Below are 17,370 nucleotides of genomic sequence, written 5' to 3' on the forward strand. Positions count from 1 at the left end.
AAGCGGTAGATATAGTTCCCGCGCGGCAGAAAAACGAGTAAAGACTTTGTAAGGATGGTCCTGCTTATTTCATAATGCGCGCTTATTGGATCCCTCGATGGGTCCGCGCGCCCTTCAGAGGTAAGTCGATTCCCATGAACCGCACCGGCCGCACCCTTGCATTGGGCTGCCTGTTGCTCCTTCAGCCGCTGCTCGCGCACGCACAAGCAGGCGGCAACTCGTTGTTGATCCCGGCAATGGGTCGTTGCACCCTCAATACCCAGCCTGAAGACCTGAAGGAGGCCCTTGAAGCCTGCCAGAAAGCGTCGGACGCCGGGGATGCGGAAGCGCAATACGAGTTGGGCGAGTTCTACTACGACGGTAAAAATGCACCGCGCGACCTCAATCAAGCCCTGAGCTACTTCGAAAAGGCGTCCCTGCAAGGCCACGCCCAGGCGCAATTCAAACTCGGCACCATGTTCTTCCACGGCGAAGGCGTGCCCGCCAACAACGTCCAGGCCTACATCGTGCTGAAAATGGCCGCGGTCAACGGCGCTGAAGAGGCGCTGGACACGGCCGACGAAGTCGCCGAGCACATGCAACGCGATGAACTGGAACTCGCCACCCAGGTGCTGGGGCAGATTTTCCGCAAGTACCTGATGGAACTGCAAAGCGCCGATGGGCGTACGCCGTTTTCACCGCTGCCGTAATTGTCCCATCGCGAGCAGACGACTCGGTATTAAGGCCTACTTCTCAGGCATTGGCATCGGAAACGGCATGACATTGCCGACCGCGCCACGGGCTTCGCTGATTTTCGGCGTGCCCAGGCGCTCGACCTCGTCGATGCGCACAATCGAATGCATCGGCACAAAACTGCGCACCACGCCTTCGAACTGCGCCTTGAGCTTCTCTTCGCTCGGATCGACGACCACTTGCGTGCGCTCGCCAAAGACGAACTCTTCCACTTCCAGGAAGCCCCACAGATCGCTTTGATAGATCTGCTTGGCGTACATTTCGAACACCTGGCCCTGATTGAGGAAAATCACCTTGTAGATTGGAGCTTCACGTTTGGTCATGGTGGGCGGGTAACACATCGAGGGATAAAAATGAGGGCGCGAACTATAGCATAGCCGCTGAACGCACGACGGTAGGAACCTGCGGACTTGTTCCCTATAATGCGCGGTTCTTTGAATCACGTGATGAACCCGTCCATGGCCAAGAAGCTTTACATCGAAACCCACGGTTGCCAGATGAACGAGTACGACAGCTCGCGCATGGTTGATCTGCTGGGTGAACACCAGGCCCTGGAAGTGACCGCCCGTGCCGAAGACGCGGACGTGATTCTGCTCAACACCTGTTCGATCCGCGAACGTGCCCAGGACCGGGTCTACTCCCAGTTGGGTCGCTGGCGCGAACTGAAGCTGGCCAACCCGGAGATGGTGATCGCCGTCGGCGGCTGCGTGGCCAGCCAGGAAGGCGCCGCCATCCGCGACCGCGCGCCCTATGTCGACGTGGTCTTCGGCCCGCAGACCTTGCACCGCCTGCCGGAAATGATCGACGCCGCGCGCATCACCAAGCTGCCGCAGGTCGACGTCTCGTTTCCGGAAATCGAAAAATTCGACCACCTGCCCGAGCCGCGCATCGACGGCCCCAGTGCCTATGTCTCGGTAATGGAAGGCTGCAGCAAGTACTGCACGTTCTGCGTGGTGCCTTATACCCGTGGCGAAGAAGTCAGCCGGCCGTTCGATGACGTCATCGCCGAGATCATTCACCTGGCCGAGAACGGCGTGCGTGAAGTGACCCTGCTGGGACAGAACGTCAACGGTTACCGCGGCACCACCCACGACGGGCGCCTGGCAGACCTGGCCGAACTGATCCGGGTGGTCGCCGCGGTCGACGGCATCGACCGCATCCGCTACACCACGTCCCACCCGCTGGAATTCTCCGACAGCCTGATCCAGGCCCACGCCGACGTGCCGGAACTGGTCAAGCACCTGCACCTGCCGGTGCAATCGGGTTCGGACCGGATCCTCTCGGCCATGAAGCGCAACCATACTGCGCTCGAGTACAAGTCCAAGCTGCGCAAATTGCGCGCCGCGGTGCCAGGTATCTGCATCAGCTCGGACTTCATCGTCGGCTTCCCGGGCGAAACCGAGAAAGACTTCGAACAAACCATGAAGCTGATTGAAGACGTCGGCTTCGATTTCTCCTACTCGTTCGTCTACAGCCAGCGCCCGGGCACCCCCGCCGCCGACCTCGCCGACGAGACGCCGGAAGAACTGAAAAAACAGCGCCTGAACGCCCTGCAGCATCGCCTCAACCAGCAAGGCTTCGAAATCAGCCGACAAATGGTCGGCTCGATCCAACGAATCCTGGTCACCGACTACTCGAAAAAAGACCCTGGAGAGCTGCAAGGCCGGACCGAGAACAACCGTATCGTGAACTTCCGCTGCGACACGCCGACCCTGATCGGCCAGTTCGCCGACGTCCACATCGATGCCGCACAGCCGCACTCGCTGCGGGGTTCGCTGGTGTAGGCGCGAGCTTGCTCGCGAAGGTCGTCAACGATGACACGTGCATCCTGAATGAACGCAAGGGCATTCAAGCCCTTCGCGAGCAAGCTCGCTCCTACAGGGGCGGTGTTTCAGGCTCGGTTATTTAAGAGCTTTCGCACCCAGGCCACTGGCGTTATCCTTGATTTCATCTTAATTGCCCAAGGGCGGCTGAAAACAACCTTGAACGCTCCCATAGAACCGCATCGTTTTATCCTCGAGCCCTTTGAGGCTCACCGCTTCGCCAATCTGTGCGGGCAATTCGACGAGCATTTGCGCTTGATCGAACAACGCCTGGCGATCGTGATCCGCAACCGCGGCAATCAGTTCGAACTGATCGGCGAGCTCAAGCACACCACCTCCGCGGAAAACCTGCTGCGCCGCCTCTACCGGGAAACCAAGGGTAGCGAGCTGTCGCCGGACATGGTTCACCTGTTCCTTCAGGAATCGGCCGTCGAAGCGCTGGACAATCACGCCCCCGCCGAACCCGCCGTAGCCCTGCGCACCAAAAAAGGCATGATTCGCCCGCGAGGCTTGAATCAGCAGCGCTACGTGAAGGAAATCCTCGCTAACGACATCAACTTCGGTATCGGCCCAGCCGGCACCGGCAAAACCTACCTGGCTGTCGCCTGCGCGGTAGATGCTCTGGAGCGCGAACAGATTCGCCGCATCCTGCTGGTACGCCCAGCGGTCGAGGCCGGCGAAAAACTCGGCTTCCTGCCCGGGGATCTGTCGCAGAAGATCGACCCTTACCTGCGCCCCCTGTACGACGCCCTGTATGAAATGCTCGGCTTCGAGTACGTGGCCAAGCTGATCGAGCGCCAGGTCATCGAGGTCGCGCCACTGGCTTACATGCGTGGTCGTACCCTGAACAACAGTTTCATCATCCTCGACGAAAGCCAGAACACCACCGTGGAACAGATGAAGATGTTCCTGACCCGGATCGGCTTTGGCTCCACGGCGGTTATCACCGGCGACATCACCCAGGTCGACCTGCCCAAGGGCACCAAGTCCGGGCTCAACCACGTGATTGAAGTGCTCGAGGACGTGCCGGGTATCAGCTTTACCCACTTCAAGCCCAAAGACGTCGTGCGCCACCCGCTGGTGCAGCGCATAGTCGAAGCCTATGAGCGCTTCGAGAATCGCGTCGCACCCGACTCCCCGAAGGACAACCGCCGCGATGCTTGAGCTTGACCTGCAACGTGCAAGCGAGGGCAACGCCCCCAGCGAAGCCCAGTTCCGCCAATGGTGCGAGCTGGCCCTGCGCCAGCGCACGGCCGACTCGGAAATGACCATTCGCCTGGTCGACGAAGCCGAAGGCCGTGAGCTCAATCACACCTGGCGTCAGAAAGATTACGCAACCAACGTCCTGTCGTTCCCGGCCGACGTGCCCGACGAGTTTCTCGACATCCCGCTGCTGGGCGATCTGGTGATCTGCGTGGCCGTGGTCGAGCGTGAAGCCACCGAGCAAGGCAAGGCACTGGACGCCCATTGGGCCCACCTGGTGATTCACGGCTGCTTGCATCTGCTTGGTTACGACCATATAGATGACGAAGAAGCCGAGGAAATGGAAGCACTGGAACGAACGTTGCTTGCCGAACTGGGTCATCCGGACCCTTATGCGGACGACGAAACCGAACCATCCCCTACTGTTACAACAAAGGATTCAGAGTAATCGCTATGAGCGAAGATCGATCGAGCAACGGGCAGAAGTCATGGCTGGGTAAGCTCACCCAGGCTTTTGCCCACGAGCCGAAGAACCGCCAGGAGCTCCTGGAGCTGCTGCGTGATGCCCATCAGAACAAGTTGCTGGACAGCGAAGCGCTGGCCATCGTCGAAGGCGCCATCCAGGTGGCTGACCTGCAAGTGCGCGACATCATGGTGCCGCGCTCGCAGATGGTCAGCATCAAGGCGACCCAGACGCCCCGTGAGTTCCTGCCCGCCGTGGTCGACTCGGCTCACTCGCGCTATCCGGTGATCGGCGAAAGCCACGATGACGTGATGGGCGTGTTGCTGGCCAAGGACTTGCTACCGTTGATCCTCAAGGAAAACGGCGACAGCTTCAACATCAAGGACCTGCTGCGCCCGGCCACCTTCGTGCCGGAGTCCAAGCGCCTGAACGTGTTGCTGCGTGAGTTCCGCGCCAACCATAACCACATGGCCATCGTCATCGACGAATACGGCGGCGTGGCGGGCCTGGTGACCATCGAGGACGTGCTGGAACAGATCGTCGGCGACATCGAGGACGAACACGATGTCGAAGAAGACAGCTACATCAAGCCCCTGCCCAGCGGCGACTTCCTGATCAAGGCCCTGACGCCGATCGAGAACTTCAACGAGTTCTTCGACAGCGAATTCTCCGACGACGAGTTCGATACCGTGGGCGGCCTGGTGATGAGCGCGTTCGGGCATCTACCAAAACGCAACGAAATCACGGAAATCGGCGCCTATCGCTTTCGCATCCTCAATGCCGACAGCCGTCGTATCCACTTGCTGCGCCTGACACCTATCGCCCGGTAACCCCTAAGGATCGAAATGCGCTGGATAACCCGCCCCGGCTGGCCCGGTAACCTGCTGGCCGTGGCGGCCGGTGCAATCACCACCCTGGCGCTGGCGCCGTTCGATATCTGGCCGCTGGCGCTGCTGACGGCCGGGTTGTTCTATGCCGGCCTGCGCCAGTTGAGCCCGCGCCAAGCACTGGGACGCGGCTGGTGTTTCGGCTTCGGCCTGTTCGGCGCCGGCACCAGCTGGATCTACTACAGCATTCACCACTTCGGCGGCGCCTCGATGCTGCTCGCCGGGTTCCTGATGCTGTTGTTCACCGCGGCGATCGCCTGGTTTTTCGCCCTGCCTGCCTGGGTCTGGGCGCGCTGGCTGCGCCGTAACGAAGCGCCGCTGGCCGACGCCCTGGCCTTTGCCGCCTTGTGGGTCGCCCAGGAAGCATTCCGTGGCTGGTTCCTCACCGGCTTCCCCTGGCTCTATTCCGGCTACAGTCAGCTCGACGGCCCGCTGTCCGGCCTGGCGCCGGTGGGTGGGATGTGGCTGGTGTCGTTCACCATCGCCCTGACCGCGGCGCTGTTGTGCAACACGCCTCGCCTGCTACGCAACCGCCGCCCAGGCTTCATCGCCGCCGGGATTGTGCTGCTGCTCGGCCCATGGGCGGCGGGCATCGCGCTCAAGGGTCACGCCTGGACCAGCCCGTCCGGCGAGCCGCTGAGCGTGGCGGCCATTCAAGGCAACGTCGAACAAAGCATGAAATGGGACCCGGCGCAGCTCAACTCGCAATTGGCGCTGTACCGCGACATGAGCCTGAGCGCCAAGCGCGTCGACCTGCTGATCTGGCCGGAAACCGCGGTGCCGGTCCTCAAGGAGTCCGCCGAGGGCTACCTGAGCATGATGGGCACCTTCGCTGCCGAGCGGAATTCAGCACTGATCACCGGCGTACCGATTCGCCAGGTGGTGCACCAGGAGAAACGCTTCTACAACGGCATTACCGTAGTCGGCGAAGGTGACGGCACCTACCTCAAGCAAAAGCTGGTGCCGTTTGGTGAGTACGTGCCTTTGCAGGACGTGCTGCGCGGCCTGATTGCGTTCTTCGACTTGCCGATGTCGGACTTTGCCCGCGGTCCGGCCGACCAGCCGATGCTGCAAGCCAAGGGCTACCAGATAGCCCCGTTCATCTGCTACGAAGTGGTCTACCCGGAGTTTGCCGCGAGCCTGTCGGCCCGCAGTGACCTGCTGCTGACCATCAGCAACGACACCTGGTTCGGCACCTCCATCGGCCCGCTGCAACACCTGCAGATGGCCCAGATGCGTGCCCTGGAAGCTGGACGCTGGATGATTCGGGCGACCAATAATGGCGTCACCGGGCTGATCGATCCGTTCGGCAAGATCACCGTGCAGATCCCGCAGTTCGAACGCGGCATCCTCTATGGTGAAGTGGTCCCGATGCACAACCTGACACCGTACCTGCAATGGCGCTCGTGGCCGCTGATCGTCCTCTGCCTGCTGCTGTTTGGCTGGGCACTGCTGGCGAGCCGGATGGCCAAGACCGTCTAACCCCTTCCCCGCCCCTTGTAGGCGCTGGCTTGCCAGCGAACACCGACAAGGGGCATCGGGTTATCGGTAGAACAACGCATACCCCGCCTGCCCCATTGCCTCATTCAACAACTGCCCGGATCGCCAGATCGACTTGAAGGTCGGCAGCCAGCCGCCCAGCGGCTCGGCATGGCCGTGGTCGGTGCCCAAAAAGCCCACCGGGGCCGGCACCACGTTCAACCCCGCGGCTTCAAAGCTCCAGACACTGCGCGGCATGTGCCAGGCCTGGGTCACGACCACTACCCGCTTCAAACCCAACGGCTGCAGCAGTTCGGCGGTGAACTGGGCGTTTTCCCAGGTCGTGCGGCTGCGTCCTTCCTGCCAGCGCACGGTGACCCCGAAATCCTCCTGCAGCGAATCGGCCATCAGCTTGGCCTCAGTCGGCGGCGTGCCGTAATGCAGGCCACCACTGGTCAGCACTGGCAAGCCCGAGGCTTTGGCCAGGCGTGCCGCATACCGCTCACGCTCCAGCGCCACGCCCGTGGGCTGGTCGGAGCCCCAGGCCGGGTCGCCCCGTTCACGACCCGCGCCCAGCACCACGATCACATCCGCGCGCTCGGCCAGGCTCGCCCACTCACTGCGCGCCAGCGCCGGTTCACGCTCCAGGGCCTTGGCGCCCCACTGCACCACCACTGGCAGGCTCATCAGCCAGAAACCGCCGGCCCCCAGGACAAAACACAGCGTCGCCAGGCGCGGCCTGGAACGACGAAACCACCAGGCAAGGGCCAGCAGCAGCAAAAGAATGCCGGGGGGCATGAGCAGTTGTTTGACGAAATAACGAAAAGGCATCGAGCATCTCCAAAGATGCTCGAAGCCTAAGTGGGTTGAAGTAAAGCGACAACCAAGGTGAAGGCGCTTTTCATGAAAAAGCCATCACCGGTGACTTCATGTGCCCGTTCGGGGCGACAAACACGTATCTGATCACTTACTTGACCTGCAGGGACCGGACCTTTACCGCGTCACTGCCAGGTGCCTTGTCTTTCAACCAGATGACTTTGGCCGAACGAGGGGCATCGTTGTGCTTCACTGCTGCTGACGAGATTCCAAGCGCCTCACGTTCATTGCGGTCCAGATAAGCCTTGATAAGATCGAACTCTGCGCGGCTCAACCCGCGAAGTTCCAGTTCCAGCGGACGCGCATCACGCAACCGCCCGGCGGTCTTTACCGCGTCCAAGGCCACCCCCAGACGGTCTATCAGTTTTTCGTACAACTCGGGTTGCGTAACTTTTGTTTGCGACTCAACCATCCCTCACCTCATTGAAGATAAGACCTACTCCCCAACTAGAGCTTAGCTTCGTCGCACAAACCGGCCCTGCGCCGCGACCAACGGCCCCAACTGTGGGTATTGCTGCGCAATCAGGGTTTCCCTAGGCCGAGTACGGTCATGTATGCTACGGCGCTTCCTGTAACTCCACTTCCAGCTCGGCTGGGCATCGAAAACGCCACATTTGGCGCAATCCGGGTCCAGCGTTGCATTGAAGAGGATTAGGCCACCCCTATTCAGTTCATAAGTAGCCATGCACGAACAATATCAGCCCCGTGAAATAGAAGCCGCCGCCCAATCATTCTGGGACGAGCAAAAGTCCTTTGAAGTCAGTGAACAGCCAGGCAAGGAGACTTTCTATTGCCTATCGATGTTCCCTTACCCCAGCGGCAAGCTACACATGGGGCACGTGCGCAACTACACCATCGGTGACGTGATCTCTCGCTACCAGCGCATGCTCGGCAAGAACGTCCTGCAACCCATGGGTTGGGACGCCTTCGGCATGCCGGCGGAAAACGCCGCGATGAAGAACAACGTGGCTCCCGCCAAGTGGACCTACGAAAACATCGCCTACATGAAGACCCAACTGCGCAGCCTGGGCCTGGCGGTGGACTGGTCGCGCGAAGTGACCACCTGCAAGCCCGACTACTACCGCTGGGAACAATGGCTGTTCACCCGCCTGTTCGAAAAAGGCGTGATCTACCGCAAAAACGGCACCGTGAACTGGGACCCGATCGACCAGACCGTTCTGGCCAACGAACAGGTGATCGACGGTCGCGGCTGGCGTTCCGGCGCGCTGATCGAAAAGCGCGAAATCCCGATGTACTACTTCAAGATCACCGCCTACGCGGATGAGTTGCTCGAAAGCCTCGACGAACTGACTGGCTGGCCTGAACAGGTCAAGACCATGCAGCGCAACTGGATCGGCAAATCCCGCGGCATGGAAGTGCAGTTCCCGTACAACGTCGACTCCATCGGCGAAGCCGGCACCCTGAAAGTCTTCACCACCCGTCCGGACACTTTAATGGGAGCGACTTACGTCGCCGTGGCCGCCGAGCACCACCTCGCCAGCCTCGCTGCCCAGAACAACCCTGAGCTGCAAGCATTCATCGCTGAATGCAAAGGCGGCAGCGTCGCCGAAGCCGACGTCGCCACCCAGGAGAAAAAAGGCCTGCCAACCGGCCTGTTCGTCGAGCACCCGCTGACCGGTGAAAAACTCCCGGTATGGGTCGCCAACTATGTGCTGATGCACTACGGCGACGGCGCGGTAATGGCAGTGCCGGCCCATGACGAGCGTGATTTCGAATTCGCCCACAAGTACAACCTGCCGGTCAAATCGGTGGTGCGTACCAGCGCTGGCGATAGCAACCCGGCCCCGTGGCAAGACGCCTACGGCGAGCACGGCATGCTGATCAACTCTGGCGAATTCGACGGCCTGGATTTCCAGGGTGCGTTCGACGCCATGGAAGTGGCCCTGATCAAGAAAGAGCTGGGCACCTCCCGCACCCAGTTCCGCCTGCGCGACTGGGGCATCAGCCGCCAGCGCTACTGGGGCTGCCCGATCCCGATCATCCACTGCGATACCTGCGGTGACGTGCCGGTGCCGGAAGATCAACTGCCCGTGGTACTGCCCGAAGACGTGGTGCCGGATGGCGCCGGTTCGCCCTTGGCGCGCATGCCTGAGTTCTACGAATGCAGTTGCCCGAAATGCGGCGCACCTGCCAAGCGCGAAACCGACACCATGGACACCTTCGTCGAATCGTCGTGGTACTACGCCCGCTACGCCTCGCCACACTTTGAAGGTGGCCTGGTAGAAAAATCCGCGGCCGACCACTGGTTGCCGGTCGACCAGTACATCGGCGGTATTGAACACGCCATTCTGCACCTGCTGTATGCGCGTTTCTTCCACAAGCTGATGCGTGACGAAGGCCTGGTGAGCTCCAACGAGCCGTTCAAGAACCTGCTGACCCAAGGCATGGTGATCGCCGAGACGTACTACCGTCGCGAAGCGAACGGCGCCTACACCTGGTTCAACCCGGCGGACGTCGAGCTTGAGCGCGACAGCAAGGCCAAAGTCATCAGTGCCAAGCTGATTGCCGACGGCCTGCCGGTGGAAATCGGCGGCACCGAGAAGATGGCCAAGTCGAAGAACAACGGCGTTGACCCACAATCGATGATTGACCAGTTCGGCGCAGACACCTGCCGCCTGTTCATGATGTTCGCCTCGCCACCTGACATGAGCGCGGAATGGTCCGACTCCGGTGTCGAAGGCTCGCACCGCTTCCTCAAGCGCGTCTGGCGCCTGGCGCAAGCGCACATCACTCAGGGCCTGCCGGGCAAAGTAGACGTCGCGGGCCTGAACGACGAGCAGAAAGCCATTCGCCGCTCGATCCACCTGGCGATCAGGCAGGCCAGCCACGACGTCGGCCAGAACCACAAATTCAACACCGCCATCGCCCAGGTGATGACGCTGATGAACGTGCTGGAAAAAGCCCCGCAAGGCACCGCACAAGATCGCGCCCTGGTTCACGAAGGCCTGGAAACCGTGACCTTGCTGTTGGCTCCGATCACCCCGCACATCAGCCACGAGCTGTGGCATCAACTGGGCCACGCCGATCCTGTGATCGACGCCGGCTGGCCAGTGCAGGATGACAGCGCCCTGGTCCAGGACAGCCTGACCCTGGTTATCCAAGTCAACGGCAAACTGCGTGGCCAGATCGAAATGCCGGCCAGCGCCACCCGTGAAGAGGTCGAAGCTGCGGCGCGCGCCAACGAAAACGTACTGCGTTTTGTCGACGGCCTGACCATTCGTAAAGTGATCGTGGTACCCGGGAAACTGGTCAACATCGTCGCCAGCTAATTGGAGCAGGTGCCAGGCCCGGCCTGGCACCGAATAAAACCTTTCGGGCGCCATAGCGGCCCACATGGTTTCAAGGGGAGCAACAAGATGATCAAACGCAATCTGCTGGTGATGGGCCTCGCGGTCCTGCTGAGCGCCTGCGGTTTCCAGCTGCGCGGCACCGGCACCACCGAACTGGCAATCAAGGAACTCGACCTGAGCGCGCGCAACGCCTATGGCGAAACCGTGGTCATGATGCGCCAGGTCCTGCAAAGCAGCGGCGTCAACGTGGTAAACGGCGCACCGTACAAACTGGTGTTCACCGACGAACAGACCACCCAGCGCAGCCTGAGCTACTCCGGTGCCGGGCGTACCGCCGAGAACGAGCTGACCACGGTGCTGAACTACCAGATCGTTGGCCAGAACAACCTGTCGCTGATCAGCGACAAACTGCAGGTGCAGAAGGTGGTCATGCACGATGGCAGCAACATCACCGGCTCCGTGCAGGAAGAAGACGAAGCGCGCAAGGAAATGCGTCGCGACCTGGTACAGCGCATGATGCTGCGCCTGCAGCAGCTGACTCCGACCCAACTGGATCAACTGCAGCAGACTGCCGACGCCCGCGCCAAGGCCGAAGCCGATGCGCTGGAAGCGGCACAGAAAGCTGAAGCGAACACCCCGCGTCAGTCGCCGCTGCAAGTCCCTGCCGAGTAAGTCTTACGGGGCGCCTGTGCGCCCCGTTTGCCCCGCCCTATGAAACTCGCCCCCGCCCATCTCGCCAAACACCTGCAAGGTGCCCTCGCGCCGGTCTACATCATCAGCGGCGATGACCCGTTGCTGTGCCAGGAAGCCGCCGACGCCATCCGCTCTGCTGCCCGCCAGCAAGGTTTTGACGAACGCCAAGTGTTCAGCGCCGATGCCAGCTTTGACTGGGGCACGCTGCTGCAAGCCGGCGCCAGCATGTCGTTGTTCGCCGAAAAACGCCTGCTGGAACTGCGCTTGCCGTCCGGCAAACCGGGGGACAAGGGTGCCGCGGCCCTGATGGAGTACTGCTCGCGTCCGGCCGAAGATACCTTGCTGCTGATCAGCCTGCCCAAGCTCGACGGCAGTGCGCAGAAAACCAAATGGGGCAAGGCCCTGGTCGAAGGCGCACAGACTCAGTTCGTGCAGATCTGGCCGGTGGACGCCAATCAGTTGCCGCAGTGGATTCGCCAACGCCTGTCCCAGGCCGGACTCAGCGCCAGCCAGGACGCCGTTGAACTGATTGCCGCCCGCGTCGAAGGCAACCTGTTGGCAGCCGCCCAGGAGATCGAAAAACTCAAGCTGATGGCTGAGGGCGGACAGATCACGGTCGAGACGGTGCAAGCGGCCGTGGCCGATAGCGCGCGCTTCGACGTGTTCGGACTCACCGATGCGATCCTCAACGGCGAAGCCGCCCACGCCCTGCGCATGCTCGAAGGCTTGCGTGGCGAGGGCGTCGAACCGCCGGTGATTCTCTGGGCCCTGGCCCGTGAACTGCGCCTGCTGGCCAACCTGTCACTGCAATACAGTCAGGGCGTACCGCTGGACAAAGCCTTCAGCCAGGCCCGACCACCGGTCTGGGACAAACGCAAACCGCTGATGAGCAAGGCCCTGCAACGTTACTCGGCGCCTCGCTGGGCGCAACTGCTGCTCGAAGCGCAGCGCATCGACGCGCAGATCAAGGGCCAGGCCGCGGGCTCACCGTGGATGAGCCTCAGCCGCCTGTCCTTGCTGATGGCCGGCCAGCGCCTGAACTTACCTGCCGAGTAAGGTCCTGCTTGCGATCACGCGCGAAAGGTCCTACATATTGTAGGGACTAGACAGATCCCTCACTTCAGCCGATGATTCGCCTCGTCCCCCCCACCCTTGGAGTCAATCGCCCATGAGCAGAAAACAGCGGCCCAACAAGGCCAAATCCATCGTCGCCCAGCCATTGTTCCGCAGCCGCCAGGAACAACCGGCCAAGGGCAAAGGCAGCTACCGCCGCGAAGCCTTCCAGTCTAAAAGCTGGGAGGCTTCTTACTTTCTGGCCGCGTGAAGCGCAGCACCCCCTCGACATGTTAAGGTCGGCACCTGATTCGTATTCTCTGGACCTGTGCATGCCCTTTAGTATTTCCCGTCGTTGGCACCTGCGCCAACTGATCGCTGCCACAAGCCTCGTTCTGCTTGTCGCCTGCGCGGAAAAACCAACCGCCGCCGACGCCCAACCGCTTCAGACCGCTCCTGTCCCGACCGCACCGGCCATGGTCGCGCCGGTGGTGCCGAACGGCGACAACCTCGAGATCCAGCCCACCCAGACATTCGAGCAATGGCAGGCCAACTTCCGCAAGGACGCCCTCGCGGCCGGTGTCAGCCCGAGCCTGTTCGACCGCGCCTTTGCCGGCGTTACGCCAGACATGAGCGTGATCCGCGCCGACCGCAGCCAGCCAGAGTTCTCCCGCCCGGTATGGGAATACCTCGATGGCGCGCTGTCAGCCTTGCGCGTGCGCCGCGGCCAGGCGCTGCTGGAGCAATACGCCGAGACTCTGACGGCCATCGAACAGCGCTACGGCGTCGATCGCCAGGTACTGGTTGCGGTCTGGGGCATGGAAAGCAACTTCGGCAGCTTCCAGGGCGACAAGTCGGTGATCCGCTCGCTGGCGACCCTGGCCTACGAAGGCCGGCGCCCGGGTTTTGCCCATGCGCAATTGCTGGCCGCGCTACAGATTCTGCAACAAGGTGATATCGCCCCCGAGAAGATGCTCGGCTCCTGGGCTGGCGCCATGGGCCAGACCCAGTTCATCCCGACCACCTACAACACCCACGCCGTGGACTTCGATGGCGATGGGCGTCGCGACATCTGGGGCAGCCCGGCCGATGCGCTGGCCTCCACCGCCCACTACCTGCAAAGCTCCGGCTGGCAGAAAGGCCAGCCGTGGGGCTTTGAAGTCGAGGTGCCGAGCAGCTTCAACTACTCGCTGGCCGACGGGGCGATTCGTAAAAGCGTCGCCGAATGGACGCAACTGGGCGTCAAGCTGCCCAACGGCGCCAGCGTGTCAGCCGGCTCCGAGCAACTGTCCGCGGCCCTGCTGCTGCCGGCCGGCTACCGTGGCCCGGCGTTCCTGATCCTCGACAACTTCCGCGCGGTGCTCAAGTACAACAACTCATCCTCCTACGCCCTGGCGGTCAACCTGTTGTCCCAGCGCTTCAGCGGTGGCGGCCGGATCAACGGCCAATGGCCCAAGGATGACCTGCCACTGAGCCGCTCCGAGCGCATTGAATTGCAGAACCTGCTGAGCACCCACAACTACGACGCCGGCAACCCCGACGGCATCATCGGCGCCAACACCCGCAAAGCCATCCGCGCGGCACAACAGTCGTTTGGCTGGCCGGCGGACGGCTACCCGACGCACAAGCTGCTGGACGCCTTGCGCAGCCGTTGAACCCATCGCGAGCAAGCTCGCTCCCACAGATCTCGTGGGTGTACGCAAAATCTGCGACCACCCAGAATCCCTGTGGGAGCGAGCTTGCTCGCGATGAGGCAAGAACATTCAGCATCGATTATGCCTGAGGCACCGCCATCGCGAGCACGCTCGCTCCTACACCGGTCTGGTCGGCCTCTAGCGCCTGACCACCACATCCTGCTCCAGCACCAGGCTCTTGCCCCCTGCATCGAGCGTCACCAGTGCTCCCATCGGCAAGCTCAGGTTCGGGTCGCAATGACCACTGCGCCAGCCGGCCAGCACCGGAATGGCGAACGGCGCGAAGGTCTGCTTGACCAGGCGCGCCAAGGCATCGCTTTCAACCCCCGCCACATCCCCCACCAGCACCCCGCGTAAGCGGCTGAGTTTGCCGGCCAGGCGCAGGTGCGTCAGCAAACGGTCGATGCGATACAGCGGCTCGTTGATGTCTTCGATGAACAGAATGATCCCGTCGGCGTCGATTTCGAACGGTGTGCCCAGGGTAGCGGCGATCATCGACAGGTTACCGCCCAGCAGACGCCCCTGGGCGATGCCTGGCTCGATAGTCATCAAGGGATAGGCCACCGGGTGCGCCAGCCGACTGCCGGCCGTCACCTGCCCTCTAAGCAGGCTGAACAACGAGGCCTCGGTCGGCGCTTGCTTGCCCCCCAGCAGGTCGGCATTGAGCATCGGCCCGTGAAAGGTGACAAACCCCGCATAGCGGCTGATGGCCAGGTGCAAGGCGGTGATGTCGCTGTAGCCGACAAATGGCTTGGCATGCCGGCGCAGCATTTCGTAGTCGATCTGGTCGAGCAGGCGCGGGCTGCCATAACCGCCGCGCAGGCACAGGATGGCGTCGATCGCCGGGTCGCTGAACGCCTGGTGCAGGTCATTGAGGCGCACCTCATCGCTGCCGGCCAGGTAGCCGTCCTTCTCCAGCACCCCGGGATAGATCTTCAGCGAGTAGCCACGCGTGCGCATCCAGTGCAGCGCCTGTTCGGTGTCCAGCGCTGCCGGACCTGCTGGCGCAATGACTGCGATGCGGCCTGCGGCGGGCAATGCCGGGACCGCGGTATGGGGCGCAGCAATGGCGGTAGAGCGAGTGGTCATCCGTGATTCCTCCCAATGACCCGATTAAAAAAAAGCCCGCAAAGCGCTAACCTTGCGGGCCCTTGGTCTTTCACACAGCGGTCAGGACGACATCAGCTCGGCCTTGACCAGCTTGGCCTGCTCGTCCGCGTGGTACGAAGAACGCACCAGCGGGCCGGAGGCGACGTTCTTGAAGCCCATCTTGTAGCCTTCCTCGGCGAACCAGGCGAAGGTGTCCGGGTGCACAAAACGCTGCACCGGCAAGTGGCTGCGCGACGGCTGCAGGTACTGGCCCAGGGTCAGCATGTCGATGTCGTGTTCGCGCATGCGCTTCATGACTTCGATGACTTCTTCGTCGGTTTCGCCCAGGCCCAGCATCAAGCCGGACTTGGTCGGAATGTGCGGCATCATCTGCTTGAATTTCTGCAGCAGGGTCAGCGACCACTGGTAGTCCGAACCCGGGCGCGCAGCCTTGTACAGGCGCGGCACGGTTTCCAGGTTGTGGTTGAACACATCTGGCGGCTCAGCCGCGGTGATGGCCAGCGCCACGTCCATGCGTCCACGGTAGTCCGGGACCAGGGTTTCGAGCTGGACATTCGGCGACAGCTTGCGGATCTCGCGGATGCAGTCGGCAAAGTGCTGGGCACCGCCGTCGCGCAGGTCGTCGCGGTCAACCGAGGTGATCACCACGTACTTGAGTTTCAGGTCGGCGATGGCGATGGCCAGGCTTTGCGGCTCGTTGACGTCCAGTGGTTTCGGACGGCCGTGGCCGACGTCGCAGAACGGGCAACGACGGGTGCAGATGTCGCCCATGATCATGAAGGTTGCGGTGCCGCCGGAGAAGCACTCGCCCAGGTTCGGGCAGGAGGCTTCTTCGCAGACGCTGTGCAGCTTGTGTTTGCGCAGCAGGGCCTTGATGCGGTCGACTTCCGGGGAAACCGGGATGCGCACGCGAATCCAGTCGGGCTTCTTGGGCAGTTCGGTGGTCGGAATGATCTTTACCGGGATGCGTGCAACCTTCTCGGCGCCGCGCAGCTTAACGCCGGCTTCAACCTTGGCACGCGGGGCCGCACGCTCGGTGACATCCAGCGTCGGGATCATGGTTTGCACTGCATCAGTAGTCATATCAGTCGATTCCGCCCGTTAGGGTCGTCTGCTCAGCATAGTCGAGGTGTTTGACGAGCTGCGCGCGCAGCCGGGCACTTACCTCGGCAAATTCTATCGGCCCTGTATGGTCACGCAGCTGAGTCATTGCCAGCCCGGCGTAGCCACAGGGGTTAATCCGTCGGAACGGCTCAAGGTCCATGTCCACATTCAGGGCCAGGCCATGAAAGGAGCAACCGTGGCGGATCCGCAGTCCCAGAGACGCTATTTTGGCACCGTTGACGTAGACCCCCGGTGCATCCGGCTTGGCCACGGCAGTGACGCCATAGCTGGCCAGCAACTCGATCAGGCAGCGCTCCATCCGGCTGACCAGGTCGCGCACGCCAAACCCCAGCTTGCGCACGTCCAGCAGCAGGTACGCAACCAACTGCCCCGGACCGTGGTAGGTCACCTGGCCCCCGCGATCGACCTGCACCACCGGGATATCCCCCGGCAGCAGCAGGTGCTCGGCCTTGCCGGCCTGGCCCTGGGTGAACACCGGCGAGTGCTGGACCAGCCAGATCTCGTCGGCACGCTCGCTGCCACGCTCATTGGTGAAACGCTGCATGGCCTGCCAGACCGGCTCGTAAGCCAGTTGGCCGAGTTCGCGAAAGCCCAGCGGTGCGGTCATCACAGCACCATGTGCACGAAACCGGTAGCCCGCAACTCGCTGTTGATGTCGTAGAGCTGTTCCTGACCGGTGGCGATGATGTGCAGCTGGATGGTCGTGTACTTGCCATTGGTACTCTGGCGCTCGGCCAGGGACTTGTGGTCTACGCTGGCGTGTTTCTCCAGGATCGCAATGATCTTGTCCTTGAAGCCCACCCCGGTGTCACCGATCACCTTAATCGGGTAATCCGCGCAAGGGAATTCGATCTTTGGCGCCTTTACTTCTGTATCTGTCATGGCGTAACGGCCTCGTAAGCCGTGGCAACGGACATGGCC

18 protein-coding genes are annotated in these 17,370 nt (G+C 62.0%); 11 read left to right on the forward strand and 7 right to left on the reverse strand.

Translation table 11 applies throughout. From position 1 onward, the window contains the following. Positions 1-134: 134 nt before the first annotated feature. Positions 135-689 carry a tetratricopeptide repeat protein gene (locus tag AACY45_RS15105; RefSeq protein ID WP_339546202.1) on the forward strand — a complete coding sequence of 185 codons (555 nt, stop codon included), beginning with the start codon at positions 135-137 and terminating at the stop codon, positions 687-689. A 36-nt stretch (positions 690-725) separates the two neighbouring features. On the opposite strand, the gene AACY45_RS15110 is transcribed toward AACY45_RS15105, so the two are convergent. Then, entirely contained in the window at positions 726-1,055 is a 330-nt protein-coding gene (locus AACY45_RS15110; protein WP_003185742.1) for a DUF1820 family protein, read from the reverse strand. A gap of 135 nt (positions 1,056-1,190) precedes the next feature. On the opposite strand from AACY45_RS15110, the gene miaB reads away from it, so the two are divergent. The 5 genes from miaB (at position 1,191) to lnt (ending at position 6,590) form a co-directional block, all read left to right on the forward strand. Continuing rightward, complete coding sequence (gene miaB / locus AACY45_RS15115; protein WP_339546203.1) at positions 1,191-2,516, forward strand: tRNA (N6-isopentenyl adenosine(37)-C2)-methylthiotransferase MiaB; 1,326 nt, start codon at positions 1,191-1,193, stop codon at positions 2,514-2,516. 198 nt (positions 2,517-2,714) lie between these two features. After that, positions 2,715-3,719 carry a PhoH family protein gene (locus AACY45_RS15120; protein WP_339546204.1) on the forward strand — a complete coding sequence of 335 codons (1,005 nt, stop codon included), beginning with the start codon at positions 2,715-2,717 and terminating at the stop codon, positions 3,717-3,719. Then, on the forward strand, positions 3,712-4,206 hold the full coding sequence (gene ybeY / locus AACY45_RS15125) for an rRNA maturation RNase YbeY (protein WP_339546205.1): 495 nt from the start codon (positions 3,712-3,714) through the stop codon (positions 4,204-4,206). Before AACY45_RS15120 ends, ybeY begins: the two co-directional genes overlap by 8 nt. A 5-nt stretch (positions 4,207-4,211) precedes the next feature. After that, positions 4,212-5,051: an HlyC/CorC family transporter gene (locus tag AACY45_RS15130; protein ID WP_016773041.1), complete on the forward strand. Its 840-nt coding sequence runs from the start codon at positions 4,212-4,214 to the stop codon at positions 5,049-5,051. Between the two features lie 15 nt (positions 5,052-5,066). Next, complete coding sequence (lnt, locus tag AACY45_RS15135; protein ID WP_339546206.1) at positions 5,067-6,590, forward strand: apolipoprotein N-acyltransferase; 1,524 nt, start codon at positions 5,067-5,069, stop codon at positions 6,588-6,590. A gap of 60 nt (positions 6,591-6,650) precedes the next feature. On the opposite strand, the gene AACY45_RS15140 is transcribed toward lnt, so the two are convergent. Then, a complete protein-coding gene (locus AACY45_RS15140) occupies positions 6,651-7,418 on the reverse strand; it encodes a YdcF family protein (RefSeq protein ID WP_339546207.1) in 768 nt (255 codons plus the stop codon). A gap of 136 nt (positions 7,419-7,554) precedes the next feature. After that, a complete protein-coding gene (locus tag AACY45_RS15145) occupies positions 7,555-7,875 on the reverse strand; it encodes a hypothetical protein (protein WP_339546208.1) in 321 nt (106 codons plus the stop codon). 271 nt (positions 7,876-8,146) lie between these two features. Here AACY45_RS15145 and leuS point away from each other — a divergent pair, with 271 nt between their 5' ends. The 5 genes from leuS to AACY45_RS15170 all read left to right on the forward strand — a co-directional run bounded on the left by leuS (position 8,147) and on the right by AACY45_RS15170 (position 14,175). Beyond that, positions 8,147-10,753 (forward strand): leucine--tRNA ligase, encoded by a 2,607-nt coding sequence (leuS, locus tag AACY45_RS15150; RefSeq protein ID WP_339546209.1) that lies wholly within the window; start codon positions 8,147-8,149, stop codon positions 10,751-10,753. Between the two features lie 87 nt (positions 10,754-10,840). Then, positions 10,841-11,446: an LPS-assembly lipoprotein LptE gene (locus AACY45_RS15155; protein WP_339546210.1), complete on the forward strand. Its 606-nt coding sequence runs from the start codon at positions 10,841-10,843 to the stop codon at positions 11,444-11,446. Positions 11,447-11,485: 39 nt separating this feature from the next. After that, complete coding sequence (gene holA, locus AACY45_RS15160) at positions 11,486-12,523, forward strand: DNA polymerase III subunit delta (RefSeq protein ID WP_339546211.1); 1,038 nt, start codon at positions 11,486-11,488, stop codon at positions 12,521-12,523. 112 nt (positions 12,524-12,635) lie between these two features. Beyond that, complete coding sequence (gene arfA / locus AACY45_RS15165; RefSeq protein WP_095166318.1) at positions 12,636-12,791, forward strand: alternative ribosome rescue factor ArfA; 156 nt, start codon at positions 12,636-12,638, stop codon at positions 12,789-12,791. 61 nt (positions 12,792-12,852) lie between these two features. Beyond that, positions 12,853-14,175 (forward strand): lytic murein transglycosylase, encoded by a 1,323-nt coding sequence (locus AACY45_RS15170; protein WP_339546212.1) that lies wholly within the window; start codon positions 12,853-12,855, stop codon positions 14,173-14,175. 177 nt (positions 14,176-14,352) lie between these two features. Here AACY45_RS15170 and AACY45_RS15175 read toward each other — a convergent pair whose 3' ends face one another. From AACY45_RS15175 to AACY45_RS15190, 4 genes are all read right to left on the reverse strand, one after another. Beyond that, positions 14,353-15,303 (reverse strand): S66 peptidase family protein, encoded by a 951-nt coding sequence (locus AACY45_RS15175; RefSeq protein WP_339546213.1) that lies wholly within the window; start codon positions 15,301-15,303, stop codon positions 14,353-14,355. An 81-nt stretch (positions 15,304-15,384) separates the two neighbouring features. Further along, positions 15,385-16,407: a lipoyl synthase gene (gene lipA / locus AACY45_RS15180; RefSeq protein ID WP_445261187.1), complete on the reverse strand. Its 1,023-nt coding sequence runs from the start codon at positions 16,405-16,407 to the stop codon at positions 15,385-15,387. Position 16,408: 1 nt separating this feature from the next. Beyond that, a complete protein-coding gene (lipB, locus tag AACY45_RS15185) occupies positions 16,409-17,056 on the reverse strand; it encodes a lipoyl(octanoyl) transferase LipB (protein ID WP_339546214.1) in 648 nt (215 codons plus the stop codon). After that, positions 17,056-17,331 carry a DUF493 domain-containing protein gene (locus AACY45_RS15190; RefSeq protein WP_339546215.1) on the reverse strand — a complete coding sequence of 92 codons (276 nt, stop codon included), beginning with the start codon at positions 17,329-17,331 and terminating at the stop codon, positions 17,056-17,058. The genes lipB and AACY45_RS15190 overlap by 1 nt, the downstream gene beginning before the upstream one ends. Positions 17,332-17,370 lie beyond the last annotated feature (39 nt).

Source organism: Pseudomonas sp. RA_35y_Pfl2_P32 (assembly GCF_963970735.1).
Classification (GTDB): domain Bacteria; phylum Pseudomonadota; class Gammaproteobacteria; order Pseudomonadales; family Pseudomonadaceae; genus Aquipseudomonas.